A 25,027-nucleotide genomic window follows, 5' to 3' on the forward strand; every position below is an offset into this window, starting at 1 on the left:
CTTATCTTTCAGCAAACGCTTTTTCCACCACGTATGCACCTGGGGTGGACATGTTGCCTTCATCAAACCCACGCGCACGCAGCAGGGCTTCTGTATCAGCCAGCATTTCTGGAGAACCGCAGATCATGACGCGGTCATGTTCCGGGTCAAGCTCAGGAATGTTCAGATCCTTGAAGATCTTGCCCGATTCAATCAGCTTGGTGATGCGTTCTGTTACGGCAAAGTCTTCACGCGTAACGGCTGGATAATATAGCAGCTTTTCCTTGATATCTTCTCCAAGGAACTCGTGCTGTGGCAGTTCGTGGCGGATATGGTTGGAATATGCCAGCTCACCAGACAGACGTACAGTGTGTGTCAGAATAACGTGGTCATACCGTTCGTAGCATTCCGGATCTTTGATCAGGCTCATGAACGGGGCCAGCCCTGTGCCTGTAGAAAGGAAATACAGGTTACGGCCGGGGCGCAGGTTATCTAGCAGCAATGTGCCGGTTGGTTTGCGGCCGATCAGCACCGTATCACCCACCTTTACGTGGCGCAGGCGGGATGTCAGCGGGCCGTTGGGCACAGCAATGGAAAGAAATTCCATTTCATCCGCATAGTTGGGGGATGCAATGGAATAGGCACGCAGCAGGGGCTTGCCGTCTACTTCAATCCCGATCATGGCAAACTGGCCGTTTTCAAAGCGCAGGCCGGGGTCACGGGTGGTGGTGAAGCTGAACAGGCGGTCCGTCCAGTGATGAACGGTCAGAACCTTGGCAGGGTAAAGGTGCCCGTATTCTTTGGTTGGCGGGGCGAGATGCCACACGCCTTCCTGTCCATCAACAGGCAGCAGGCCGCTGGGCACTTCAGAGGCGGACATCCGTGGCAGGATATCGTTTTCAAGCATGGTTTCAGACATGGACCGCTATGTACTCCGCTTGTAGCAGATCAGAACAATGTGCTTTTGCGTAGTAGATACAAAAGCACCGTGAATTTCTTGCTGGCGGCGTTTTTAGAAGGGTGAGGCGTCTAATGCCAGTGTAAATTCATCACACAACGTGTTCGCGCAACACGTAACTGGCTGAAAACCGCCTGCCGCTTCTGTCTGCTGGGTGGGTTGGGGGCGCCACAATGGCCAAATCAGGCCATGGGGGCAAGGCAGATTTTTGATTTATTTTGTATGAAGTATGCCGCCAAGGCATTGTTCCGGCCCGCAGGATGACGCAAGAGAGAAGGCATGACGTCAGACAGCTCTGCTTCTCCAGCCCGTCAGGCTCTTGCCTGCGCTGTAGCCCACACCACCATTGCCCCAGAGGCCAAGGAAGAACACGAAGTTCTTCGTCGCCTTGCCCGCAATCTTGAGCCGGGTGCTCATGAGGTGCCGAATGAAACCTACCTGCAGGTTTTGTGCCAGGTGCGGCGCAAGCGCTGGATTTCCCGCTTGCTGGATAAAACACGCCGCAGTGGGCGAATATGGATTAGTCGGGAAGAAATAGAAGAAGCGGTTTCTGGTATTACAGACCCGCAGGCCGATGATAAGGCACTAGAGCGTGCGCTTGCGCCCGTGGCCGAGTCTCGCCTACGTGGGTATGCACCAACACCCAGAGCAGTGTTTGAAACGGTGCAGGCTGATCTGGTGGATACAGGGCGCGTGCTCTCTCCAGATCAGACAGATTTGCTGCTTATGGCTATTGCCGTGGCATTTGGCCTGCCAGAGGGAGACCCGTTTCTTGAAACGGCCCGGCGGGATGAAGCCCGCAGGCAGCAGGCCGCCAGTAAAATAGAACAGACAGCCCGCCAAAAGCGCAACAAGGAAGAAGCGCAGTTGCGGGAATGGGAAGAAAGTCTTGTTCCGTTTGCTGAAGTGCCACGCCTGCTGCGCTGCTCCCAACGTGAGGCTTTGCGCTGGATTGCAGAAAACCGTTTGCCGTTTGCCAGAAAGGTGCGCGAATCCGGCGGGCGTGAACGGTGGGAGTTTGATCCGGCTGCTTTGGTCGCCTTGCGTGGTAAGGTGGGAGAGTGGCGGAAAGATAATGGCCGTGGGGCAGAAATTGGTGGCCCCAAAACGGCACCGGATATGGGCCGCAAGGTGGCCAATTCCGTTATTGCCCGCGTGGCGGCGTTAGATCGCTATGCTGCGCATTTTCGTACAGCACGTGCGCTCAACCGGCAGATTACGCTTGTTACAGGGCCAACCAATAGCGGTAAATCCTACACGGCTTTGAACGCATTGGCACAAGCCGAAAGTGGTCTGGCCTTAGCCCCGTTGCGATTATTGGCTCATGAATTTCGTGAAGCGCTGGCTTCTAGAGGTGTTGAGGCGTCTCTTTCCACGGGTGAAGAACGGATTGTGGTGCCGGGCAGCAAGCATCTGGCTGCAACCGTAGAAATGTGCCCGTTTTACAGCCCCGTAGATGTAGCTGTTATTGATGAAGCCCAGATGCTGTTTGATACAGACCGCGGTGCAGCATGGACAGCCGCCATTATGGGGGCACCCGCGCGCCATCTCTATGTATTGGGGGCACCAGATTGTATTCCCATGGTGCGGCGTATTGCCGAACTGTGCGGTGATCCGCTGGATGAAATTTCTCTGGAGCGCAAAAGCCCGCTGCGTGCGGCATCGCACCCTGTGCGATTGGCGGATCTGGGGGCAGGGGATGCGCTGATTGCATTCTCCCGCCGTGAAGTTCTGGATTTACGCGCAGCCCTGCTTCAGCACGGCAAACGTGTGGCCGTGGTGTATGGAGCGTTAAGCCCAGAGGTGCGGCGTGCCGAAGCACAGCGTTTTAATGATGGAGAGGCCGATATTCTGGTGGCCACAGATGCCATTGGCATGGGGCTTAATCTTTCTATCAAGCGTGTGGTATTTGCGGCCCTGAAAAAATACGATGGCCGCCAGACGCGAGATTTAACCGTGCAGGAAGTGAAGCAGATTGGCGGGCGCGCGGGCCGTTTTGGCAAGCATGAAACCGGTGTTGTTGCGGTTCTTGCTGGTGCGGGCAGCCCAACCTTTATTCGGCGGCAGTTGGAAGCAGACCCAGAACAGCCCGATGATTTGAGACCATATGTACAGCCCGATGCTGATATTGTGAAAGCTGTGGCAACGGAAATTGGCTCTCAAAGCTTGTATGGCGTTCTCTCACGGATTCACCGTGCCGTGTTGCGTAAAGATGATCCGAATTATCGCTTGTCAGATATGGAACAGGCTTTTGCCATTGCATCTGCTCTGGAAGGGGTAGAAGGCTTGGATCTGACAACGCGCTGGTCTTACGCCATGTGCCCGGTGGATGACCGAGATAATGGTATTCGCCGTTTGGTGGGTTGGGCGGCAGATCATGCGGCAGGGCGGCGCGTATTGCCACCGGGCACAGGCCGTTTACCCCCAAGTGAGCGGGCAGGGCGTGAAGAGCTGGAACGGGCCGAAAAACGGCACAAGCGTTTGGTGGCATGGCGTTGGTTGGCGCTACGCTTCCCCGAAATCTACCCAGATCGGGAAGAAGCGGAGGATACCACGCGCAGGTTGAATGATTGGATTGAAAGCGTATTACGGCAGCAGAGCCGCACACGTCGTTCGACCCGATTTTGAATACAAAAAGGGTGGTGTCTGGTTTCATGAGACACCACCCTTTTTGTAAGATATTACCAGCTTGTGCCGGTCAGCCTTTCAGAAACATCCCATAGGCGTGCGGCTGTGCTGCCTTTGCGCGCAGTGGGAGGAATATGGGCCGGGCCGGGTGGGCCGCGTCTTTCCTGATATCCTTGTGGGCCGTAATAATCCCCATCTCGTGCGGTGGGGGACAGTGCTGCGTACAAAATAGGCTCAGCCCCATGCGCAGCGGATTGCCCCATAGCACGCAGAACGATGCTGCCCAGAAATTGTTCAATACGACCGAGAGGGGCGGGCAGACTAGCCGCTTGCCCATTGGCAATAATGGATGTGCTGGCCCAGCCAGGATGAGCTGCGCGGGCATGCACATTCCACCCTTGCTCACCTGCTCGGCGTGCCAATTCCATGGCAAAAAGTAGGTTGGCCAGCTTGCTTTGCTGATATGCCCCAAAAGGGCTGTAGCGATAACGGGATTGCAGATCATCAAAGCGAATGTGGCCTTTGCAGGCTGCCAAACTGGCAACACTTACAACAACACCTCCGCCCGGAGCACTTTCCAACAAATGTCGCAAATGGGCTGTCAGGGCAAAATGTCCTAAATGATTCACCCCAAACTGAAGCTCAAACCCGTTTTTGGTTTCCCTACGGCGTGTTGGGGCCATAACGCCCGCATTGTTGACCAGCAGGTTCAGCCTATCCGTATATTTTGTAACAGCGGCTGCACATTCTGCGACAGACTGGAGCGAAGAAAGATCCAGAGACAATGGAATAATCTGTGCATTTGGACATTCTGCTTTGATGCGGGATACGGCCTCACGCCCACGCTCTGCATGCCTTACAGGCAACAATAAACGTGCGCCCCTATGCGCGAGTCCCAAAGCAACCTGAAACCCCAGCCCACTATTGCCACCGGTTACAAGAGCAACCTGCCCTTTTAGGTCAGGCTGGCTGTGGTTAACGCGCCATGCTCTGCGCCCTGTCATGAGGGAAGAACTTTCAGGCGTTCATCCTGCTCGGCTGCTTTCATGGCTTCCTCCGTCAGACGTTTTTCATTGCGCTTGATGAATATGAACAAAGACCCAATCACAATACAGGCCACCGCTCCAAAGGCGATAGCCAGAGGGCCGGAAAGCCGGAGGATCTCATTGCCCAGCAGATAGGCAACAAGCGTATAGCCTCCCGCCCAGAATATGCCACCAAGTGCGTTATGGAGCAGAAACGTATGCCACGGCATATGGTTCGCCCCAGCCAACAGGGCCACAAACATACGTAGCACGGCAATAAACCGCCCAAAAAATACAACCGGGCCGCCATGTTTAAGAAAAACGTAGCGCCCTAGCAAAAGGCGCTGAGATGTGAGGCCAATTTTAGGCCCGTATTTTTGTAACACTCTTAGCCCAACAAGATGGCCAATCAGATAGCCAAAATTGTCGCCCATAATGGCGCCCAGCACTCCGGCCAGTGCTACGCCCTCAATATGCAGTTTGTGCGTTGTGGCACAAAACAGCGCTCCGGTAATAAGCAGGCTTTCTGCTGGCAGCGGAAAGCCCATGCTTTCTAGCATTACCACAACCCCGACCACCCCATAACCGTAATGGGCGAAAAGGCTGCTTAGGTAATCTACTGAAAAGAAATTGTGCAAAGAGTGTAACAGAACAGAACATCCAATTTAGACAGAGCACGAGACTGCTCACGGCAGAAACCGTTCAGGTTCTGTTATGTCAAGCATTCTGCGTAAGAGTGTATGTCGGAATGCTTAACACGTGCAGTGTCTGGGCGCATGTTTTTCTGGATGCAACAGTCGGAATGGTAAAAATATCTGCATGAATAACACACCTCCTTTTTCTTCTTCTGTACAGCCAATGCCGTGTGGCACATGGCCTTCTCCTGTTACGCCGGATCTGGTGGCAGGAAAGACACTGTCCTTTTCCGAGGTTCGGGCCGTAGAAAATACAGTTTTCTGGCTGGAACGGCGGCCTGCAGAGGCAGGTCGCTCTGTGCTGATGCGGTGGACTCAGGCAGAAGGGGCCTCTGAAGCACTGGCGCCAGATACAGATGTAGCAACCCGCGTGCACGAGTATGGTGGCGGAGCTTATGCAGTTAAAAGCGGGAGCATTGCCTATTCTGATAAACGCACAGGAAATGTGTGGCTGCGTAGGGAATCAGAAACAGAAGCGGTTTTTATGGCCGGAGAGGCAGGGCTTCGGTTTGCAGATCTGCGGTTTGATGTGAATTCTGAAGCAGTGCTGGCCGTGCGGGAAGATCACCAAAAAGCGGGAGAAGCCAAAACGGCACTGGTGGCGTTACACGTGCAGGGCAACAAAGCCGGTGTCGTGCTTAAAGCTGGAGCAGATTTTTATGCGGCCCCGGCTTTTTCACCAGATGGGAAATGGGTGACGTGGGTTGAGTGGGATCACCCCAACATGCCGTGGGATGCTACGCGCCTGTGTCTCGCCCGTGTTCAGCGAAATGCTTCAGGCGAAATCTGCGGCATTGCAGATGCCCGTGTGTTGGCAGGTGAACAAACAAGCGAATCGCTTATAGAGCCGCGATGGGCATCTGATGGGCGATTATTGGTTCTGTCTGATCGTTCAGGAAGCTGGACTGTATGGAACGTCCATTGGCAGGAAAACAACCCAACTTTATCCCGTTATCCTGCTCCAGAAGGAGAGATAGGGCAGCCTGCATGGGTATTTGGGCAGAGTAGCTATCAACTGCTTAAAAATGAGGGCTGTCTGGTTTTGGCAGTTACGCAGGGGCAGGCAACATGCTGGATAAAACCGGATCGAGACTCTGATTACCGTATCTTCCATGCCAAACCCGATCAATGCCCCGTTCCCTTGGCAGATGGTCGTTTTGCATGGTTGCAAGCGCCGCCAGATGCGCTGCCTTCTGTTGTGGTGGGTATGCCAGAGAATGGGGCAGAGATTATTTTGCAGCGTTCATCAACAGAACGGCTGGATGCGGCAGATATCTCCATTCCCGAATCGATTCGTTTTTCGGTGGACGGAGAAAATGGCCTATGTGGCCATGCCTTCTTTTACCCTCCCACCAACCAGCATGCATCCGTGCCAAAGGGTGAGTTACCCCCCATGGTTGTGCAGGTGCACGGAGGCCCCACAGCTCGGGCGCAGGAAGGACTATCTTTTAAAATCCAGTGGTGGACGTCTCGCGGCTTTGCTGTGTTGGATGTGAATTATGGTGGCTCTACCGGATTCGGGCGCGCATGGCGGAATCGTCTGAAAGGCCAGTGGGGTGTGGTGGATGTGGCAGATTGTCTGTCTGCTTGCCGTGCCGTTGTGGAATCGGGGCGAGTAGATCCGAATCGCATAGCTATTCGTGGTTCCAGTGCAGGGGGCATGACCGTACTGGTAGCGTTGGCTGTTTCAGATATATTTGCAGCAGGTGTAAGCCTGTATGGCGTAACCGATCTGCGAGCCTTGGCGCAGGAAACACATAAATTTGAAGCACGCTACCTAGATGGTCTGATTGGCCCGTGGCCAGAAGCTGAGGCACTTTATCTACAGCGCTCTCCAATCTTCGTTGCCGATCAGATTCGCGCACCGGTGCTGTTGTTGCAGGGCATGGACGATAAAGTTGTGCCGCCAGAACAGGCCTATTCTATGGCGGATGCCTTAAAAGCAGCAGGCACTCCGGTAACTTTACGAGAATTTGAAGGAGAAGGGCATGGCTTCCGTAAGGAGGCGACTATTCGTGCCGCTTTTGCGGAAGAGTTGGCTTTTTATGCCCGTGTGTTTGGATTTGCTACGCAAAACTAACCTGTAGAAATGGAAAATGGCTGAAGGACGGTTGTTCCTTCAGCCATTGTTCGTGGTCAGTCTGTATAGCGTGGTTTGTAAGTCAGGTTTTCAATCCACGCCCGAATGTCTGTGGGGCGTTCAACGGTTGCTGCATCTTTATCAAAAATAAACTCCGCAATACGTGTGGCGGAGGTGATGGACACTTCCAGAATATCGCTTTGTGGCGGGAACAAACGGCCCCGTTCACGCGCTGCCGGATCTACCTGATCTGCCAGAGCCTGTGCGGCTTCAATCACCATTTCATCTGTAATCAGCTTGGGGCGCGTAGCATATACGGCCAGCCCTAAAGCCGGAAAGATGTAGAAATTATTAGCCTGGCCCGGATAGAACGTACGATCATTATACGTCACTTCCGGATACTGTAGGCCTGCTGCAAAAAGTGCGCGGCCTTTAGACCATTCATAAGCTTGCTCAGCCGTGCATTCCCCATTTTTCTGTGGCAGAGAAAGCGGGAAAATAATGGGGCGTTCATTCAGTTTGCTCATTTCTTCCACCACCTCTTGGGTGAAAGAACCGCCAGCAGTGGAAACACCAATCAGCACTGTGGGTTTAACAGTTTTGATCGTGCCCAGCAGATCACGTGATGGCGGAAGATTTTTGGCAAAACGTTCCTGCTCAGGCAGCAGATCAGAGCGGGATGTTTCTAAAAGACCGTTCACATCCATCAATGTAATGCGGTCAATGGCTTCCTGTTCAGATAGCCCTTCCTGTTTCAAGGCGGAAACCAGCATATCGGCAGTGCCGATGCCGGAGGAACCAGCCCCCAAGAACAAGAAGCGCTGTTGGGCCAGCGATTCGTTCTTGATTTTCAAGGCTGTAATCAGGCCAGCCAGCGTAACGGCAGCTGTGCCCTGAATATCATCATTATAGCACAGCACACGATCATGATATTTTTTGAGGTAGCGTAGGGCATCTGTGCCCTTCCAATCCTCAAAATGGATACAGCTTTGCGGGAAAACTTCCTGCACGGCCTGAATGAATTCTTCCACAAAAGAATCTAGCTCTTCTATCGGGGGTGGTTCACGCCGTAGGCCCAGATACAGAGGATCGGCTCTTAGGGCACTGTTTGTGGTACCAATATCAAGCTGCACAGGCAAAAGCGAATCGGGAGGTACTGCACCGCAAGCCGTATACAGATCCAACTTGCCAATGGGGATACCCATGCCGTTTACGCCAATATCTCCAAGCCCCAGAATACGGCCACCTGTGGTCACGCACATAAAGCGAACATTTTCCATAGGCCAGTTGCGCAGCACGTCTTTAATGCGGCCACGCATATCCAAGCTGATATACATGCCGCGCGGACGGCGATAGATATGGCTGAACTGTTGGCATACGGCGGCCAGCGTGGGTGCGTACACAATTGGTACGAATCGGGCCGGGTTAGACATTAAAACCTTGTAAAACAGGGTTTCGTTTTGGTCGCGCAGGCCACTCAGATAGATGTAGCGTTCCAGATTGCTGGGTTTGGCCTCAAGGTGGCGGTGGATACGCTCTACCTGCCTGTCTAGGTTTTCAACTTGTGTGGGTAACAGTCCTTCCAGCCCATAAAGGCGGCGCTCTTCCTCGGTAAACGCCGTGCCCTTGTTCAGGTGCGCATTATTAAGAAGGGCCATTCCTCGCAGTTGGGGCGTGGAAGCAGATGGCATGATAACTCCATGAATTGTGAGGCCAAGGGCAAGATTACAGCGGTTTTTTATGCAGAGGGGAAGGGTGCAAAACAGCAGGTCTGGGTTAAGACAATAAAAAAGGCGGCACCAAGGCCGCCTTGAGTTCTTGCAAATGGGAAAGCTGATTTTACAGCTTTTCCACCTGATTGTATTCCAGATCCACCGGTGTGGAGCGCCCAAAAATGGAGACACTTACTTTCAAGCGGCCTTTTTCTTCGTCCACTTCCTCAATTACACCATTGAAGGATGTGAACGGACCATCTGCCACACGAATCTGCTCACCCACTTCAAACGATACGGCAGAACGAGGATGCTGCACACCTTCTTCTGTCTGCTTGATAATGCGTTCAGCTTCGGCCGCAGAAATAGGGGTAGGGCGATTTCTGGTTCCCAGAAAGCCCGTAACCTTTGGTGTGTCTTTTACCAGGTGCCACGTTTCGTCAGTCATTTCCATTTTGACGAGCACATAGCCGGGGAAGAACTTGCGTTCCGTATTCACCTTCTGACCACGACGCACTTCAATGACTTCCTCGGAAGGCACCAGAATTTCATCAATATGGTCGCTCAGGCCCTTCTGTTCTGCTTCTTCGCGAATGTGCTGGGCAATTTTCTTTTCGAAGCCCGAATAGACGTGAACCACATACCAGCGCTTGGCCATGTCGTTAGCCTCCCAGCCCGAAAAGTTGACGCACACCGAGACCGATCAGCTGGTCAACAAAAAAGAAGAAAATGGATGCCATGCCTGCCATGGCCAGAACGGCGCCCGTGGTAACCAAGGTAGCACGGCGGGTGGGCCATGTGACCCGTTCCGCCTCGGCACGCACATCATGCAGGAACTTACCGGGACTGAACGACACGAACCACCCTTTCTACACTGCACGAAAACCGGATATTTTTCCGGTGGCAGTCCTGAATACACCACACATTCCACACAGGATTTCCGCGTTGAAACTTAGAAAAACGAGGCGGAACTACGGCGCAGAACCTGCAATCTTAAACCTGGCAGGGGTGGAGGGTCTCGAACCCACAACCTCCGGTTTTGGAGACCGGCGCTCTAGCCAATTGAGCTACACCCCTACAGCCTGTCTGCCGTAGCTGGATCAAAGCTATAACGGATAACCGCCAGCCTGACCAGCCACTTAACAGCAGCCTTTGCAGGTGGCGGAAGAAAATATGTTGTGGGCTTAAAGTCAAGAGGGAAACAACAAGTGCCCGTTCTTTTTTAGCGTGTGATCAAAAATTTTCTCTTCAAACTTGCAAAATGTTGTCTTTGGGGTTAGTGGCAAAAACACAAGAAATATGCGGGCATAGCATAGTGGTAATGCAGTAGCCTTCCAAGCTACTGAGGAGGGTTCGATTCCCTCTGTCCGCTCCATCTTACATTTCCCAAAAATTTGGCAGTTCAAAAATTCTCGCCGTGGCATCTCGTAGATGTTGAGGGTGAGTTTTTTATTACGTGTCTGGCGTCTTTTTGTGTTTCGTGGTTTGTGGTGGTTTATAGCCTGTTTTTGCACGCTTTTGGTGGTGTAAACAGGTGCGGAAATAAAAATGGCGCGTCAGGGATGTTGCGTGGGGCTGATGAGCATGCTAGAGGCCGCGCCGATGGTTGCGTGCTGTAAGGCCTTTAACGGATAAGCTGCGGCACCGTCAGAGTTTGTTAGTGTGGAATGCCGGCGCGCACAGAAGGAAAGAACCAAAAGAGTGGTGGCCTCGGGCGTAACGACAGCACAACCGGTTGCTTTTGCTTCCAATGGTCTTGAAGGCCGTTATGCAACGGCGCTTTATGATCTTGCAGCCGAACAGCGCCAGTTGGATGCAGTGCTTGATGAAGGTGCCGCACTTGCGCGCCTGATTGATGAAAGTGCGCCTTTGCGCACAGTCCTGGAAGACAGGCGTCTTGATGTCCTTGTATCTCGCAAAGCCGTTTTGGCTGTGCTTGAGGCACAGGGGTTCGGGCAGACTCTTCGTAATTTTGTAGGCGTTGTGGCTGATAACCGCCGCCTGCCTGTTTTGCGCCGGATTCTGGCTGCGCTTGATGCGTTAGCTGTTTCCCGCCGGGGTGAAGTGGTGGCAGAAGTTGCCAGCGCTTATCCGCTTACGCCTGAGCAGCGTGCCCAAGTGCAGGCACGGCTGGCAGAAGCCGGATACTCCCGTATTAATATTCGCGAGCGTGTCGATTCCTCCCTCCTCGGCGGTTTGGTCGTGCGGGTGGGGGCAAAGCTTTATGACGCCAGCCTTAAGACTCGCCTGTTTCGTTTGCATTACGCCATGAAGGGAGCCGCGTGATGGAAATCCGTCCCGCAGAGATTTCGGATATCCTCAAGCAGCAGATTGCCTCGTTCGACAAGGAATCTGATGTTGTCGAAACCGGCACGATTCTGTCTGTTGGAGACGGTATTGCCCGTGTGTTCGGCCTGCAGAATGTAATGTCAGGCGAACTGGTGGACTTTCCGACCGCCGGTCAGAAGGGCATGGCCCTGAACCTGGAAAGCGATAACGTCGGTATCGTTATTTTTGGTGATGACACCAACATCCGTGAAGGTGACACGGTCACACGTTCCGGTATGGTGGTGAGTGTCCCTGTCGGTAAGGGGCTTCTTGGCCGTGTTGTTGATGGTCTGGGTAACCCAATTGACGGCAAAGGCCCGCTGACGGACGTTGAGTTGCGCCGCGCTGAAGTAAAAGCGCCGGGTATTATGCCGCGTCAGTCCGTGCATGAACCTATGCAGACCGGTATTAAGGCTATTGATGCTCTCGTGCCAGTTGGCCGCGGTCAGCGTGAACTGGTGATTGGTGACCGTCAGACTGGTAAAACTACCATTCTGACAGACACTATTCTTGCCCAGAAAACAGTGAATGATGAAGGTGACGATAAAAAGTCACTATACTGCATTTACGTTGCCGTCGGCCAGAAGCGTTCCACAGTTGCGCAGCTTGTGCGTCTGTTGGAAGAAAAAGGCGCGATGAAATATTCCATCGTCGTTGCGGCTACCGCATCTGACCCGGCTCCGTTGCAGTATCTGGCGCCTTATGCTGCTTGCGCAATGGGTGAATACTTCCGTGACAACGGTATGCATGCCCTGATCTGCTACGATGACCTTTCCAAGCAGGCTGTGGCTTATCGTCAGATGTCCCTGCTGCTGCGTCGTCCGCCAGGCCGTGAAGCTTATCCGGGTGACGTGTTCTTCCTGCATTCCCGTTTGCTGGAACGCGCTGCGAAGATGTCTGACGAATATGGCGCTGGTTCTCTTACGGCTCTGCCTGTTATTGAAACGCAGGCTGGTGACGTTTCTGCCTATATTCCGACAAATGTTATTTCCATTACAGATGGTCAGATCTTCCTTGAAACCGACCTGTTCTATCGTGGCATTCGTCCTGCGGTAAACGTGGGTGGTTCAGTGTCTCGTGTGGGTTCTGCCGCACAGATTAAGGCCATGAAGCAGGTTGCGGGTAAGATTAAGCTAGAGCTGGCGCAGTATCGTGAAATGGCTGCGTTCTCCCAGTTTGCATCTGATCTTGATCCGGCAACTCAGAAGATGCTGGCACGTGGTGCCCGTTTGGTTGAGTTGCTGAAGCAGAGCCAGTCTTCTCCGCTTACTGTTGAAGAACAGGTTGTTGTGCTCTTTGCCGGAACCCGTGGTTTTGTTGATGGTATTGCTGTCGATAAGGTTGTGGGTTGGGAGCGTGCGCTGCTGAACGATGTGCGTAGCGCAGGTAAAGATATTCTGGATACCATTAAAAAGGAAAAGGCCATTTCCAAAGATCTGGAAGCGTGCCTGACAGAATACCTGACAACCTTCAACCGCAACTTTGCCGGCTAAGAGGGTAGAATCGTCCAATGGCTTCCCTGAAGGAACTCCGCGCGCGTATCGGAAGTATCAAATCGACACGGAAGATCACGAGCGCCATGAAAATGGTGGCGGCGGCTAAGCTGCGGCGGGCTCAGGCCAGTGCGGAAGCCGCAGCTCCCTATGCAGCGGCCATGCGCCGTATGCTAGGTGAGCTTGCAGCCGCTACAAAAGGTGAGGACGGTGGTCCACGTCTTTTGGTAGGCACAGGTCAGGATAAGGTGCATTTGTTAGTACCTCTGACCAGTGATCGTGGGCTTTGTGGCGGTTTTAATTCCAATGTACATCGCTTAACAGTACAGACAATCCGTCGCCTTCAGTCTGAAGGTAAAACGGTTAAACTGCTCCCTGTTGGCCGTCGTGCATTTAACTTCTTCTCGCGTGATTATGCTGATCTTATCATTGATAAGGTTATCGGTGTCAGCGGTAAGGAAGTACCTTTTTCTGCTGCTAGCAATCTGGGTGAAAAAATCAACACCCTGCTGGAAGCAGGAGAAATTGATGTTTGTACCCTAGTGTTCAACAAGTTTAAAAACGCGATGACACAGGTGCCGACATGTCAGCAGCTGGTGCCCATGGTTATGGATGAGGCAGAAGAAAAACCTGCTGCGGCATCTAATGATGTGGCTCTGTATGAATTTGAACCAGATGAAGCAACGCTGCTGGAAATGCTGCTGCCGCGTAATCTGCAGGTTCAAATTTATGCTTCGCTGCTTGAAACCGCAGCGGGCGAGAACGGTGCCCGTATGACGGCAATGGATAACGCTACGCGTAATGCTGGTCGTTCCATTGATAGTCTGAGCAAGGTTTATAACAGAACCCGCCAGACAAATATTACTAACGAATTGATCGAAATCATTTCGGGCGCACAGGCTGTCTGAGCCCGCTCGTTTGCCCCGCAGGAGCTGACCCATGTCGGATACCACAACCCAGACCCAGGCCCCTGCGGCCACGAAGACCAATGCAGTTGGCCGCATTACCGAGATTAAGGGCCCGGTTGTTGACGTGCAGTTCGAAGGTGAACTGCCTAAAATTCTGAATGCCTTGCACGTCAAGCTGGGTGATCAGACACTGGTGCTGGAAGTTGCTCAGGAAATTGGTGAGCACGAAGTGCGCTGCATTGCCATGGACAGCACAGACGGTTTGGTCCGTGGTGCAGAAGTGGCTGATACAGGCGCACAGATTACTGTGCCAGTTGGCCCAGAAACACTCGGCCGTATCCTGAACGTTATTGGTGAGCCGATTGACGAAAAAGGTCCTATCCCGACCTCTCGTCGTGCGCCTATTCACCGTCAGGCACCTTCTTTCGAAGATCAGGCTGCCGCATCAGAAATTCTGATGACCGGTATTAAGGTTGTTGATCTGCTGTGCCCTTACCTTAAAGGTGGTAAGATTGGCCTGTTCGGTGGTGCCGGTGTGGGCAAAACCGTTATTATTCAGGAATTGATCAATAACATCGCAAAGGCGCACGGTGGTGTGTCCGTGTTTGCTGGTGTTGGTGAACGTACCCGTGAAGGGAACGACCTGTATTACGAAATGCAGGATGCTGGCGTTATCAAGCTGGGTGAAAACGGTTCTACCGAAGGCTCCAAAGTGGCGCTTGTATTCGGGCAGATGAACGAACCGCCGGGTGCCCGTGCCCGTGTTGCTCTTACCGGTCTGACACTGGCTGAATACTTCCGTGACGAAGAAAATCAGGACGTTCTGTTCTTCGTTGATAACATCTTCCGCTTCACACAGGCTGGTTCGGAAGTGTCCGCTCTGCTGGGCCGTATTCCTTCTGCTGTGGGTTATCAGCCTACGCTGGCTACAGAAATGGGCGCCCTGCAGGAACGTATTACGTCCACCAAAAAGGGCTCTATTACATCTGTGCAGGCCGTGTACGTGCCAGCGGATGACTTGACTGACCCTGCTCCGGCCGCGACCTTTGCCCACTTGGACGCAACCACGGTTCTTAACCGTTCAATTGCAGAAATGGGTATTTACCCAGCAGTGGATCCGCTGGATTCTACATCACGTGCTCTAGATCCGCAGATTGTTGGTCAGGAACATTATGATGTGGCCTGTGAAGTGCAGCGTATTCTGCAGACCTACAAATCTCTGCAGGACATCATCGCCATTCTGGGTATGGATGAACTGTCTGAAGACGATAAACTGATTGTGGCACGTGCCCGTCGTATTCAGCGCTTCCTGTCTCAGCCGTTCCATGTGGCAGAAGTGTTTACGGGTGCGCCGGGTAAGCTGGTTTCCGTGGCTGATACCGTACGTTCCTTTAAAGCCATCTGTGCTGGTGAATATGACGATCTGCCAGAAGCCGCCTTCTACATGGTGGGTTCTATTGAAGATGTTATTGCCAAGGCCGAAAAATTGAGGGAGTCGGCCTAACAGCCGGCTTTGGGAAGGAGCGCATTCATGCCGATCCAGATTGAGATAATCAGTCCTGAAAAGGTTCTGGTGTCGCGTGAAGTAGATATGGCTGTCCTGCCTGGCATGGAAGGTGATATTGCCGCCATGCCAGAACGGGCACCCATGATGCTTCTTCTGCGTGGTGGTATTGTTGCCCTGTATGACGGGGATACAGTGAAGGATCGCTACTTTGTTGGCGGTGGCTTTGCAGACATTACCCCAACACGTTGTACCGTACTGGCTGATAAGGCTGTGCCGGTAAGCGAAATTTCTATCGATAATGCAACAGCTCAGCTAGAAGCATTGTCTGAAGCTTGGGATCAGGCAGATAAGACGGATACAACCCGCCTTAGCGTTCTGCAGGATCAGATTCAGGCTGTACGTGCTGAAATTGAAGCCGGCTCTCCAGCTAACTGAGGTTGGTGCAAGTATCATAAAAAAAGCCACCTATATGGTGGCTTTTTTTATGCCTTTTAGCCGCGGCCTCGATAAGTAGGTACATCTTGTGCAGGTACCCATACACCAGCGGGTGGTTCATCCGTTTGCCAGAATACATCAATGGGAATACCGCCGCGAGGGTACCAGTAGGCACCTATTCTCAGCCAGCGTGGTGCTAATCTTTCAACAAGGGTATTCGCAATCTGGATTGAGCAGGCTTCATGGAAAGCACCATGGTTACGAAAGCTAGTCAGGTACAGTTTGAGTGATTTGCTTTCTACAATCCATTGATTCGGCACATAATCAATCACAATGTGTGCAAAATCAGGCTGGCCGGTAATGGGGCAAAGCGAAGTGAATTCTGGTGCAGTGAATCGCACCAGATAGTGTTTGTCTGGATAAGGAGCTGGCACACGTTCCAGAATGGCTTCTTCTGGACTTTGTGGGGCAGCAACTTGCTTGCCAAGTTGGGTTAGCTGGTTGCGGCCATCGTCTGATGGGTTCATTTTGTGCTCCTGCACATGTGGTTTTTTGCAGATGTTCCGTGAGTCGGCTCTTTCGTCAAGTTTCACGTGTAACGTTTGGTCACTTCTTTTTCTAACGGTCTGGATGTATGAAGAAAAACATGGCCAGATCAGCAACACCTGCATTTCCTCCCGCACGTCTTATTTCCTCTACTCAGGAGTTAGAGGCGGCTCTTGCACCTTTCCATAATGAAAGCTTCGTAACGGTTGATACGGAGTTTATGCGGGAGCAGACATACTGGCCGGAACTCTGCCTGGTTCAGATTGGCGCAACTCATGATATCGTGCTGATAGATGCGCTGGCTGAAGGTATTGACCTTACCCCGCTGAAAAATCTTTTTGCAGATACAGCGGTGCTCAAGGTGTTTCATGCTGCCCGGCAGGATCTGGAAATTTTTCTGCATCTGTTTGGTGCCTTACCGACTCCGCTTTTTGATACGCAAGTGGCGGCAATGGTGGCCGGGTTTGGAGATCAGGTTGGGTATGACAGTCTGGTTGGCTCTCTTACTGGGCATATGATTGATAAAAGCCACCGTTTTACAGATTGGTCTGTACGCCCCCTGTCTCCTGCTCAGCTTACATATGCTGCAGGCGATGTAACGTGGCTGCGCTTGGTTTATGAACGGCTTGTTAAAAAACTGGAGCAGGAACAGCGTTTGGATTGGGTTGCGGCAGAAATGGCCGAGCTGGAAGATCCAGCCACATTTCGTCCCGATCCTGAAAAACAGTGGGAGCGTTTACGCGCCCGCACCAATAACCGGCGTATGCTTGCTGTTTTGCGTGCCATTGCAGCTTTGCGTGAGCGGGAAGCGCAACGGGTAAATGTTCCGCGCCAACGGCTTGTGAAAGATGAGAGTCTGCTGGAAATTGCTGCAACGACTCCTTCAACTCCCGAAGCTTTAACCCGTGTTCGGGGTGTTTCTCGCGGGTTGGCAGAAGGGCGTACAGGGCACGCCTTGTTGCAAGCTATCAAGCAGGCACAGGCTTTGCCAGACTCGGAGCTGCCGCGTTCTCCGCGTGGCAAAAGCAAAGATACGCCACGGCCTTCTGCATCGTTGGTGGCATTGTTGAAGGTGCTTTTAACATCTTGCTGTGAAAAGCACGATGTCGCCCCGCGTTTGGTGGCCTCTGCTGATGATCTGGACGCCTTGGCGTTAGATCCTTCTCAGCCTCATGCCGTGTTGGCCGGGTGGCGGCGCAAGGTGTTTGGTGAAACAGCGCAGGCTTTGTGCGAAGGGAAAATAGCCTTATGCGTAAAGTCTGGCCGCGTTGTGGCTATTCCGCAGAATATGGATGTGCCTTCCGCTTAAAATAAAAGCAGAAGGCACAAAGCTGTTAGGCTTAGAAGCCCATTTCTTCCCACAGGTTGGAAAGTGGGCGCGCGCCGTAGTGTGAGATAATTTCAGAAGCAGCAACGGAAGCCAGACGGCCACATTCAGGCAATGTGCGGCCAGATGTCAGACCCGCCATAAAGCCAGCGGCGTAGGCATCTCCAGCACCTGTTGTATCCACAACCTGGGTTGGCACGGGGGCAACTTTGGTCATCTGTCCATCGTGCAGCACAACACTTCCTAAGCCGGAACGTGTGAGTGCTGCAAAGGTTGTGTCTTGCGCGGTATGGCGTGCGGCAACGTCAAAGTTTTCTGTTTCGTACAGAGCGCAGATTTCATCCTCATTTGCAAAAAGAATGTCTACATGGCCCTTCACAAGATCCAGAAAAGCCTGACGGTGACGGCCAACGCAGAACGGGTCTGAAAGAGAAAGAGCCACTTTGCGCCCGGCTGCGTGCGCCAGAGCTGCGGCGCGGCGGAATGCTTCCTGCGCATGCGGTGGGTCAAACAGATACCCTTCCAGATACACAATGCTGGAATCTGCAATCATGTCTGGCAGCACATCTTCTGGCGTAAAGCAGGTGCATGCGCCCAGATAGGTTGCCATTGTGCGCTGCCCATCTGGCGTAACCATAACAATGCAACGTGCTGTTGGCAGGTTATCAAAAACCTGGGTGTTCAACGGCGCAGATGGAAAGGTAATGCCATTGCCACGCATATCTTCGGTAAACTGCTTACCGGCATCATCCCGCGCAACTTTACCCAGATAAGCAACGCGCGCGCCAAATTGGGCTGCCACAACGCAGCTATTTGCCACAGAACCGCCACCCATAATTTGCTCTGGAGTAAGGAGAGCCTGCAATGTATTGGCCCGGTCTGCATCAATCAGCGTCATGCTGCCAGGGGTTAGGCCTTGTTTTTGTAGAAAAGTGGGTTCTACGCGGGCAAGAATATCCGTAATGGCATTACCAATGCCGAGGATGTCATATTTTACATCTGAAACAGTCATGATAGCGGAAGATTTTCCTGAAAAATTTCACATACCAACTGTTTCGCTACAGTGCTGCCATAAAAAGGGCAACACTAGGGCGTATGGAATGCTTGCCGCAGAACCGCCTGGCTGTATAAGAAAATGAGCACATGGCGAGACGGTTTGATGCGGGCGGGTGCCTGAGCAGTGGGGCCCGTCCAATAGTGAACAGCCAGCAAGGCGGGGGATTTTCTTGTTTAAAAGACGTAAGCCCGAAGATAATCGGCCATCTGAGCAGTCCGGTTCCGCCAGTCAGGCGGGCGCGCAGCGTTCCGCTGGCGGGTTTGGTTCCATTTTTTCTTCTAATCCAGCGGGAACGCCAGCAAAACCTGCGCCCCGCCCTGATACAGTAAAGGAGACCTCATCCATGGGTCGTGCGCCTCTTCCTTCCGGTTCCCCTCTTCCTTCCGGTGCGGGCTTGCCGCCATTTCCTGGTGCGACCGCAGCGCGTGGTATGCCGCAGCAACCTCAGCAGCCTAAAAAGGATGAGCCGGAACAGCGCACCTTGGTGGTTGGGCGTGGCATTAGCGTGCAGGGAACCGTGCAGGATGCAGAACGCCTTGTGGTTGAAGGTACTGTTGAATCCAGCATGATTACAGCCAAGGAACTGGTGGTTAAGCCCGGTGGCCTATTCCGCGGTGGTGTGGAAGTGGAAAATGCAGAAATTGCAGGCACCGTTGATGGCACGCTGACGGCGCGTGGTAGCCTGACATTGCAGGGTAGTGGCCGTTTGTTGGGTAAGGCTGCCTGCCATCGTCTGAAGGTTGAAGATGGCGGCCAGATTACTGGTCAGCTGGAAATGCTGAGCGGTGATTCCGCTTCCAAGCCAGCTTCTGCAACGCCGGCTCCAGAAAAGCCCGCAGCAGCAGCCGAAGGCTGATATTACAACGCCCCTGACTTGCCCCTGAAGGCCGGTTGTATAAGGCCTTCAGGGGATAGGGTTTATTATTTTAGAAAAACAAGGTTTAGGCGACGTTATCGCGCCTGTCACGCAGCCTTACATAGGCAATTTGCGCATGTTCCTCACAATACGGTTTGCCCGGTATTGGGGTGGCGCCACAAAAATGGAAGCCCGGCGTGCCGGGGTCTCCGATCGGCCAGCAGCAAGATGGGCCGCGGCGCTTTTGGGGTTCTGGATCAGAAATGCTGCGCAAAGGGGCCTTGGGCTTGCTTTTGCTGGAAGCCGCAGACTTTTCCTTTTTTGCAGGTTTTTCTTCTGCCACAGGGGCGGCAGTTGCAGCAGGTGGAGTTGAACGGGCAGGCGTAGGCGGTGTGGCTGTCTGTTTTTCTGTTTCACCTACCGGGGCTGCTTCGGCCTGTTTTACAGGCTGGGCAGGCGTTGCCGTTTGTGCCGTAGCAGGAGTGGCTGCTGCCGGGGTTTCAGCTTTCTCTGCTGTTTTGGGTTTGGCATTGCGCCGAATGGGGGATGGCCGTGGTGGCAATCCCAAACGATGCGCCTTTCCGACAACCGCATTTTTGGTGATGGAAAGACGCCTACCAATTTCTGCCGTTGAAAGACCTTCCGCCCATAATGCCTTGAGCTGGGCGATAATTTCTTCGGTCCACTCCATTTACGGCCACCTTACTATAAATATTGCATCGTTCGCGGGTAAAATACCACGCTTTCAGTCGCGGATATATTACGGTGATGCCCGTTTCATCTCAAGAAGAAAGCCTGCAAGACAGGATACACCACAAGAATAAGTTGGGTATGGGGGTTAATCCGGCTTGCTTGGGATATCTGATGTTCCCAGTAAATCATCTGTCAGCGTGATGGAAGATTGTGTGGGTGGAACAGGATGAATGGGTTTATGGCTAAAAGTTTTCCAGCCCACAAACAGGATGATGGCCAAGATAGGAATACAGGCTACAGAGAATGATCCTGTTGGGTAATCAAACGCCATAAGCACAATGATGCTGCAAAAAAACAAAATAGTTGCCCAAGATGTAAAGGGTGCGCCTGGCATGGCAAATCCGGTGGGGGCAATACGGCCAGCATTAATGGCTTGCCGCAGCTTGATCTGGCTAAGCAGGATAAAGCACCAGGTGCTGATAATACCCAGAGAGGCCAGATTAAGAACAATTTCAAAGATTTGCGAAGGCAGCAGATAGTTCAGAAAAACGCCAACAAGGTAAATGCCCACGGTTGTCAAAATGGCGGCCGAAGGAACGGATTGCTTGCTCATATGCGTCAGATAACGCGGGGCGGAGCCATTAAGTGCCAGAGCGCGTAAAACGCGGCCCGTGGAATACAAGCCAGAGTTCAAGCTGGAAAGTGCTGCCGTAAGCACCACAATATTCATAATGGTATCCACGCCCGATATACCCAGATGTGAGAAAAATGTTACAAATGGGCTGGTGCCAGCCTGATAGGCAGACCAAGGCAGCAGAAGAACCAGCAGAGTAACAGTGCCAACATAAAAAATGGCAATGCGCCACATTACGTTATTGATGGCGGTGGGTAGAACGGTGCGTACATCTTGGCATTCACCAGCGGCAGTGCCGATCATTTCTATGCCTGAATAGGCAAAAATCACCCCTTGCGTGAGTGCTAACGCAGGCAGAATGCCATGGGGAAACCAGCCGCCATGCTGTGTAATCAGGTTCAAGCCTGTTGTGTGGTGATCTACTGGCACACGTAGGCCCAAAATGGCACTTCCGATCACAAGAAAGAGAACCAGAGCGACAATTTTGATAAGGGAAAACCAGAACTCCATTTCCCCAAACCATTTCACGCCAATCAGGTTCATGCCGGTTATGAGCAAGAGCGCCAGCATGGCAAATACCCATTGGGGCATGTGCGCAAAAGTTCCCCAGAAATGCATGTAAAGTGCTACGGCGGTGATATCGACAATGCCTGTCATGGCCCAGTTGAAAAAAGACATGGCGCCAGCAATGTAAGACGCCTTGGGGCCCAGGAATTCTAAAGTATAGGAAACAAAGCTGCCGCTGGTGGGGCGATACATAACCAACTCACCCAAAGCGCGCAGCATCAGAAAACAAAAAATCCCGCACACCAGATAAATAAGAGCTAATGAAGGCCCCACAGCCTGCAAGCGTCCACCTGCGCCTAAAAACAGGCCAGTACCAATAGCGCCACCAATGGAGATCATCTGGATCTGCCGTTTGTTAAGGGCGCGGTGATAACCTTCTGATGTATGTGATGGTGTTGCGTGCGGAGTAGATGTTTTGTCTGGCATACAAACATTCCATGCAGATAGAAATTCTGTATTTTCACAATAAATTGAAAATACAGAATCAATTTATACAGAAATGCAAAAGGTTATCTAAGTTCTTGCATATCAACCGTTATTTTAACGCAACATATAAAATAAGTGCTGTCAATCCAGCTTGTGGGTAGAGCTTGATCTTACAGAAGGTTTGAGAAGATTTTGCCGTGTGAAATGCCCAACCCGAACTGTTCACCTTCAGAAATTTCTGTTGGCATTGGTGTTGTAATATCAAGTGTTCTTTCGGTGGTCTGCACGGTATAATGATACAGCCCATTGGGGTTGCGGCTACGAGAAAGGATGCGAGCAGCACCTTGGCCGCTTATAAACTGCACATCGCAGGGGCGGATAAATACGGTTGTTTTTCCGTTTTTTGCAGTTACCGGAAATGGCAGAGTATCTGTATCTTCAGGGATAAACTCTCCCTCGCGTATTTTTCCTGCAAATTCGAGTGTTTCCCCTAGAAACTGCATGACAAACGGTGTTTGCGGAGAGGTATTCAGGGTGTCAGCGTCAGCATCTTGCACAATACGGCCATCCTGCATAACCACAAGTCTATCAGCGATATCCAAGGCCTCTTCATGATCATGCGTAACCAGAATAGTTGTAAGCCCCAGCTTATCATGGAGTTCTCGTAACCATCGGCGGATGGTACGGCGTACAATCGGGTCTAACGCTCCAAAGGGTTCATCTAACAAAAGCAGCTTGGGTTCTGTTGCAAGGGCGCGCGCCAGAGCAACACGTTGCCGCTGTCCACCAGAAAGTTGATCTGAGCGGGCATCCGCCAAATGCGGGAGCTGTATAAGTTCAAGCAAGTCTTGCACGCGGGCCGCAATAGCTGTGCGATCTGGGCGCTGCTTACGTGGCAGAACATCAAGCCCAAAAGAAATATTGCGCGCCACGCTCATATGCCTGAACAACGCATAGTTCTGGAAAACAAAGCCAGTTTTGCGTTTTGGAAGATCAGAATGACCAATGGGGAGGTTATCAATTAGCAACTGCCCTTCATATACCGGAGACAGGCCACCAATAGCGCGTAGTAAAGATGTTTTGCCTGCGCCAGAAGGGCCAACCAATGCAATAAAGGCGCCGTCTTCAACTGTCAGATTGATATTATCCAAAATCTTACGGGTGGAACCAGGAGCATATTGAGTAAAAGAGTGCAGGTTAACGCTCATGAAGGCTGTTTCCTAAAAGAATGCTCAAATATTGTGCGAAGCAAAACTGTGCTCATGGCACACAAGGCCAGAAGTGCCGCCATGCTGAAGGCGGCTACGGTTTGATATCCATTGTAAAGTGTTTCGATATGTAAGGGCATGGTTTCTGTAACACCTGGGATATGGCCTGAAACAACGGAAACAGCACCAAATTCACCAATGGCGCGGGCGGTAGTAAGCAGGATGCCAGAAAGCAGGGCCCAGCGTGCATCTGGCAGGGTGACTTGCCACAAGGTTTGCCAGAAATTTGCACCCAGCAAAAATGCGGCTTCTTCTGCATCGCGGCCTTGCTGTTCCATATAGGGCATAAGAGTACGCGTGACGTAAGGAAACGTTACAAACAGGGTGGCCAGCACGATGCCGGGCACGGCAAAGGCAATTTGCATATTATGGGCAGCTAACCAATTACCCCACCAACCTTCCTGCCCAAACAACAATAGCCATATGAGGCCGGCAATGACGGGGGATACACTGATAGGAAGTTCTATCAACATGATGAGAAAGCGTTTGCCTACAAAAGAATATTTTGTCAGGCACCAAGCTGCCGCAATGCCGCCAAGTGTGTTTGTTACGGTCACAATTACGGTAACAAACACGGTTAACCGAATAGCAGAGAGGGCATCCGGTTCCAGCAAGGCAGACAGGGCGGCATGAAACCCTTGCCTGAGTGCTTCTGTAAAAATGAGCACAAGTGGCAGCAGAAGCATCAGCAGCACAACAGCGTAACTGCACCCGCAAAGAATAAAGCGGTTTATGGAAAAGCGTGCGGTTGTCATTTTACCTCTTCCATAACAAGTCCGCGTGAAACACGTAGGCGTAAGAAACTCACACCTCCCAAGCAAACCAAAGCGGTGAGTAGAAGCAGAACAGCAATAGTTGTTGCGCCAGAATAATCGAATTCCTGTAGACGCATTACAATGAGCAGGGGGGCGATTTCACTGCGGAAAGGTTGATTGCCTGCAATAAAGATAACGGAGCCATATTCACCAATACAGCGCGCAAAGGCCAACCCAAAACCGCTTAATGTTGCAGGAAGAATGGCGGGCAGAATAACACGATAAAATTTCTGAAAAGGCGTTGCCCCAAGCAAGAAGGCTGCTTCTTCTATCTCTGATGGAAAATTTTGTAATACGGGTTCAATGGTGCGTACCAAAAATGGTAGGCCCACAAACATCAGGGCAATAACAATACCAGTTGGTGTAAAAGCCACTTGTAAACCAGCATGTGCTAGCAGCTTTCCCATCCAGCCATTAGGCCCGTACAAAGTTGCAAGAGTAATGCCAGTTACAGCTGTGGGGATAGCAAAAGGCAGATCAATGCAGGCGTTGATAATTTTATAACCCGGCGGACGAAGCCGCACCAATGTCCACGCCAACAGAATGCCTAACGGTAAATCAAGCAAAGCTGCAAAAAGCGCACAACCAAAGCTAACACGAAAGGCGGCAAATACCCGGGTATCATGCAGGGTTTGCAAGATAGCCGTTGTACCATCCTGCCAAGGGCGTACTATAAGGGCCAACAAAGGCAGAATAACAAGCAATCCTACCCATAAAAGCGTGATGCCAAAGGTAAGCGGAAAGCCGGGTAGAGTATGGCGGCGCAGAAAAAACATGGGCAAGCAGATAAATCCATCGTGGAGGCGCGTTATACATATGATTTGTTTTGAAAATGGAATATGCCATGCAGCATACTCTAGGGGTCAAACCATGCTGGGTCTTCAGAGCCTTTCCTTACGCTGAATGTTATTAAAACCTATCCTATCGCAGGAAATAACAAAATACGAAAAATATACGTGCTAAGGATTTTCCGCGATTCTTTAGGGGAATGCTCAGTGAGCTAAAAATTTTTCTAAGCAGAGAAATTTTATTAGTGCATTGATTAAAAAGAAAAAATTAACATGCAAAATTTTTTGTTGTTAAAAAAAAT

Annotated in this window: 21 protein-coding genes, 2 tRNA genes and 1 pseudogene; 10 read left to right on the top strand and 14 right to left on the bottom strand. The window is 51.9% G+C overall.

The annotated features are described in order from the left end of the window. Nucleotide 1: 1 nt before the first annotated feature. Nucleotides 2–898 (bottom strand): ferredoxin--NADP reductase, encoded by an 897-nt coding sequence (locus WG31_RS00530; RefSeq protein ID WP_063353288.1) that lies wholly within the window; start codon nt 896–898, stop codon nt 2–4. A gap of 318 nt (nt 899–1,216) precedes the next feature. On the opposite strand from WG31_RS00530, the gene WG31_RS00535 reads away from it, so the two are divergent. Further along, on the top strand, nt 1,217–3,565 hold the full coding sequence (locus WG31_RS00535) for a helicase-related protein (RefSeq protein WP_063353289.1): 2,349 nt from the start codon (nt 1,217–1,219) through the stop codon (nt 3,563–3,565). A 53-nt stretch (nt 3,566–3,618) separates the two neighbouring features. On the opposite strand, the gene WG31_RS00540 is transcribed toward WG31_RS00535, so the two are convergent. Further along, a complete protein-coding gene (locus WG31_RS00540; protein ID WP_063353290.1) occupies nt 3,619–4,569 on the bottom strand; it encodes an SDR family oxidoreductase in 951 nt (316 codons plus the stop codon). Continuing rightward, entirely contained in the window at nt 4,566–5,228 is a 663-nt protein-coding gene (locus WG31_RS00545) for a DedA family protein (RefSeq protein ID WP_006116695.1), read from the bottom strand. Before WG31_RS00545 ends, WG31_RS00540 begins: the two co-directional genes overlap by 4 nt. Before the next feature lie 110 nt (nt 5,229–5,338). Between WG31_RS00545 and WG31_RS00550 the strand changes: the two are divergent. After that, a pseudogene (locus tag WG31_RS00550) lies at nt 5,339–7,365 on the top strand (prolyl oligopeptidase family serine peptidase). A gap of 56 nt (nt 7,366–7,421) precedes the next feature. Here the strand turns inward: WG31_RS00550 and WG31_RS00555 are convergent. The 4 genes from WG31_RS00555 to WG31_RS00570 all read right to left on the bottom strand — a co-directional run bounded on the left by WG31_RS00555 (nt 7,422) and on the right by WG31_RS00570 (nt 10,154). Continuing rightward, on the bottom strand, nt 7,422–9,056 hold the full coding sequence (locus WG31_RS00555) for an NAD-dependent malic enzyme (protein ID WP_063353292.1): 1,635 nt from the start codon (nt 9,054–9,056) through the stop codon (nt 7,422–7,424). Between the two features lie 148 nt (nt 9,057–9,204). Beyond that, entirely contained in the window at nt 9,205–9,735 is a 531-nt protein-coding gene (gene nusG, locus WG31_RS00560; RefSeq protein WP_003629802.1) for a transcription termination/antitermination protein NusG, read from the bottom strand. 4 nt (nt 9,736–9,739) lie between these two features. Continuing rightward, nucleotides 9,740–9,934: a preprotein translocase subunit SecE gene (secE, locus tag WG31_RS00565; protein ID WP_003629800.1), complete on the bottom strand. Its 195-nt coding sequence runs from the start codon at nt 9,932–9,934 to the stop codon at nt 9,740–9,742. 143 nt (nt 9,935–10,077) lie between these two features. Continuing rightward, nucleotides 10,078–10,154, bottom strand: a tRNA-Trp gene (locus WG31_RS00570). A gap of 224 nt (nt 10,155–10,378) precedes the next feature. Here WG31_RS00570 and WG31_RS00575 point away from each other — a divergent pair. The 6 genes from WG31_RS00575 to atpC all read left to right on the top strand — a co-directional run bounded on the left by WG31_RS00575 (nt 10,379) and on the right by atpC (nt 15,748). Continuing rightward, nucleotides 10,379–10,452 (top strand) — tRNA-Gly (locus tag WG31_RS00575). Between the two features lie 287 nt (nt 10,453–10,739). Continuing rightward, nucleotides 10,740–11,363 (top strand): ATP synthase F1 subunit delta, encoded by a 624-nt coding sequence (gene atpH, locus WG31_RS00580; protein ID WP_006116700.1) that lies wholly within the window; start codon nt 10,740–10,742, stop codon nt 11,361–11,363. Beyond that, the gene (atpA, locus tag WG31_RS00585) at nt 11,363–12,898 is read left to right on the top strand and encodes a F0F1 ATP synthase subunit alpha (RefSeq protein ID WP_063353293.1); all 1,536 of its coding nucleotides are present in this window, start codon (nt 11,363–11,365) and stop codon (nt 12,896–12,898) included. Before atpH ends, atpA begins: the two co-directional genes overlap by 1 nt. Before the next feature lie 17 nt (nt 12,899–12,915). Beyond that, nucleotides 12,916–13,806 (top strand): F0F1 ATP synthase subunit gamma, encoded by an 891-nt coding sequence (locus tag WG31_RS00590; RefSeq protein ID WP_063353294.1) that lies wholly within the window; start codon nt 12,916–12,918, stop codon nt 13,804–13,806. Nucleotides 13,807–13,837: 31 nt separating this feature from the next. Continuing rightward, nucleotides 13,838–15,310, top strand: a complete 1,473-nt coding sequence (gene atpD, locus WG31_RS00595) for a F0F1 ATP synthase subunit beta (protein ID WP_006116703.1) — start codon at nt 13,838–13,840, stop codon at nt 15,308–15,310. A gap of 27 nt (nt 15,311–15,337) precedes the next feature. Then, nucleotides 15,338–15,748 (top strand): ATP synthase F1 subunit epsilon, encoded by a 411-nt coding sequence (gene atpC, locus WG31_RS00600; RefSeq protein WP_006116704.1) that lies wholly within the window; start codon nt 15,338–15,340, stop codon nt 15,746–15,748. 56 nt (nt 15,749–15,804) lie between these two features. Here the strand turns inward: atpC and queF are convergent, their stop codons facing one another. Then, entirely contained in the window at nt 15,805–16,275 is a 471-nt protein-coding gene (queF, locus tag WG31_RS00605; protein WP_063353295.1) for a preQ(1) synthase, read from the bottom strand. 119 nt (nt 16,276–16,394) lie between these two features. On the opposite strand from queF, the gene rnd reads away from it, so the two are divergent. Beyond that, nucleotides 16,395–17,603 carry a ribonuclease D gene (gene rnd / locus WG31_RS00610; RefSeq protein ID WP_063354815.1) on the top strand — a complete coding sequence of 403 codons (1,209 nt, stop codon included), beginning with the start codon at nt 16,395–16,397 and terminating at the stop codon, nt 17,601–17,603. Nucleotides 17,604–17,634: 31 nt separating this feature from the next. On the opposite strand, the gene WG31_RS00615 is transcribed toward rnd, so the two are convergent. Continuing rightward, nucleotides 17,635–18,633 carry an adenosine kinase gene (locus WG31_RS00615; protein WP_006116707.1) on the bottom strand — a complete coding sequence of 333 codons (999 nt, stop codon included), beginning with the start codon at nt 18,631–18,633 and terminating at the stop codon, nt 17,635–17,637. Nucleotides 18,634–18,790: 157 nt separating this feature from the next. Here WG31_RS00615 and WG31_RS00620 point away from each other — a divergent pair, with 157 nt between their 5' ends. Continuing rightward, the gene (locus tag WG31_RS00620; RefSeq protein WP_082823096.1) at nt 18,791–19,534 is read left to right on the top strand and encodes a bactofilin family protein; all 744 of its coding nucleotides are present in this window, start codon (nt 18,791–18,793) and stop codon (nt 19,532–19,534) included. A gap of 85 nt (nt 19,535–19,619) precedes the next feature. Here WG31_RS00620 and WG31_RS00625 read toward each other — a convergent pair whose 3' ends face one another. The 5 genes from WG31_RS00625 to cysT form a co-directional block, all read right to left on the bottom strand. Next, nucleotides 19,620–20,225: a GcrA family cell cycle regulator gene (locus WG31_RS00625; protein ID WP_006116709.1), complete on the bottom strand. Its 606-nt coding sequence runs from the start codon at nt 20,223–20,225 to the stop codon at nt 19,620–19,622. Between the two features lie 147 nt (nt 20,226–20,372). After that, entirely contained in the window at nt 20,373–21,854 is a 1,482-nt protein-coding gene (locus WG31_RS00630) for an amino acid permease (RefSeq protein ID WP_063353297.1), read from the bottom strand. Between the two features lie 170 nt (nt 21,855–22,024). Continuing rightward, the gene (locus WG31_RS00635) at nt 22,025–23,062 is read right to left on the bottom strand and encodes a sulfate/molybdate ABC transporter ATP-binding protein (RefSeq protein WP_063353298.1); all 1,038 of its coding nucleotides are present in this window, start codon (nt 23,060–23,062) and stop codon (nt 22,025–22,027) included. Then, nucleotides 23,059–23,877 (bottom strand): sulfate ABC transporter permease subunit CysW, encoded by an 819-nt coding sequence (cysW, locus tag WG31_RS00640; protein WP_063353299.1) that lies wholly within the window; start codon nt 23,875–23,877, stop codon nt 23,059–23,061. Before cysW ends, WG31_RS00635 begins: the two co-directional genes overlap by 4 nt. Next, nucleotides 23,874–24,713 (bottom strand): sulfate ABC transporter permease subunit CysT, encoded by an 840-nt coding sequence (cysT, locus tag WG31_RS00645; protein ID WP_035353883.1) that lies wholly within the window; start codon nt 24,711–24,713, stop codon nt 23,874–23,876. Before cysT ends, cysW begins: the two co-directional genes overlap by 4 nt. Nucleotides 24,714–25,027 lie beyond the last annotated feature (314 nt).

The sequence above is a fragment of the Acetobacter oryzifermentans genome, from assembly GCF_001628715.1.
Taxonomy (GTDB): domain Bacteria; phylum Pseudomonadota; class Alphaproteobacteria; order Acetobacterales; family Acetobacteraceae; genus Acetobacter; species Acetobacter oryzifermentans.

Excerpts from the sequence above, each read along its gene's own strand:
- atpD (WP_006116703.1), top strand. The coding sequence starts at position 13,838 with ATGTCGGATACCACAACCCAGACCCAGGCCCCTGCGGCCACGAAGACC.
- WG31_RS00630 (WP_063353297.1), bottom strand. The coding sequence starts at position 21,854 with ATGCCAGACAAAACATCTACTCCGCACGCAACACCATCACATACATCA.
- WG31_RS00535 (WP_063353289.1), top strand. The coding sequence starts at position 1,217 with ATGACGTCAGACAGCTCTGCTTCTCCAGCCCGTCAGGCTCTTGCCTGC.
- nusG (WP_003629802.1), bottom strand. The coding sequence starts at position 9,735 with ATGGCCAAGCGCTGGTATGTGGTTCACGTCTATTCGGGCTTCGAAAAG.
- atpC (WP_006116704.1), top strand. The coding sequence starts at position 15,338 with ATGCCGATCCAGATTGAGATAATCAGTCCTGAAAAGGTTCTGGTGTCG.
- WG31_RS00540 (WP_063353290.1), bottom strand. The coding sequence starts at position 4,569 with ATGACAGGGCGCAGAGCATGGCGCGTTAACCACAGCCAGCCTGACCTA.
- WG31_RS00590 (WP_063353294.1), top strand. The coding sequence starts at position 12,916 with ATGGCTTCCCTGAAGGAACTCCGCGCGCGTATCGGAAGTATCAAATCG.
- queF (WP_063353295.1), bottom strand. The coding sequence starts at position 16,275 with ATGAACCCATCAGACGATGGCCGCAACCAGCTAACCCAACTTGGCAAG.
- WG31_RS00635 (WP_063353298.1), bottom strand. The coding sequence starts at position 23,062 with ATGAGCGTTAACCTGCACTCTTTTACTCAATATGCTCCTGGTTCCACC.
- cysT (WP_035353883.1), bottom strand. The coding sequence starts at position 24,713 with ATGTTTTTTCTGCGCCGCCATACTCTACCCGGCTTTCCGCTTACCTTT.
- WG31_RS00615 (WP_006116707.1), bottom strand. The coding sequence starts at position 18,633 with ATGACTGTTTCAGATGTAAAATATGACATCCTCGGCATTGGTAATGCC.
- WG31_RS00625 (WP_006116709.1), bottom strand. The coding sequence starts at position 20,225 with ATGGAGTGGACCGAAGAAATTATCGCCCAGCTCAAGGCATTATGGGCG.
- rnd (WP_063354815.1), top strand. The coding sequence starts at position 16,395 with ATGGCCAGATCAGCAACACCTGCATTTCCTCCCGCACGTCTTATTTCC.
- WG31_RS00530 (WP_063353288.1), bottom strand. The coding sequence starts at position 898 with ATGTCTGAAACCATGCTTGAAAACGATATCCTGCCACGGATGTCCGCC.
- WG31_RS00555 (WP_063353292.1), bottom strand. The coding sequence starts at position 9,056 with ATGCCATCTGCTTCCACGCCCCAACTGCGAGGAATGGCCCTTCTTAAT.
- atpA (WP_063353293.1), top strand. The coding sequence starts at position 11,363 with ATGGAAATCCGTCCCGCAGAGATTTCGGATATCCTCAAGCAGCAGATT.
- cysW (WP_063353299.1), bottom strand. The coding sequence starts at position 23,877 with ATGACAACCGCACGCTTTTCCATAAACCGCTTTATTCTTTGCGGGTGC.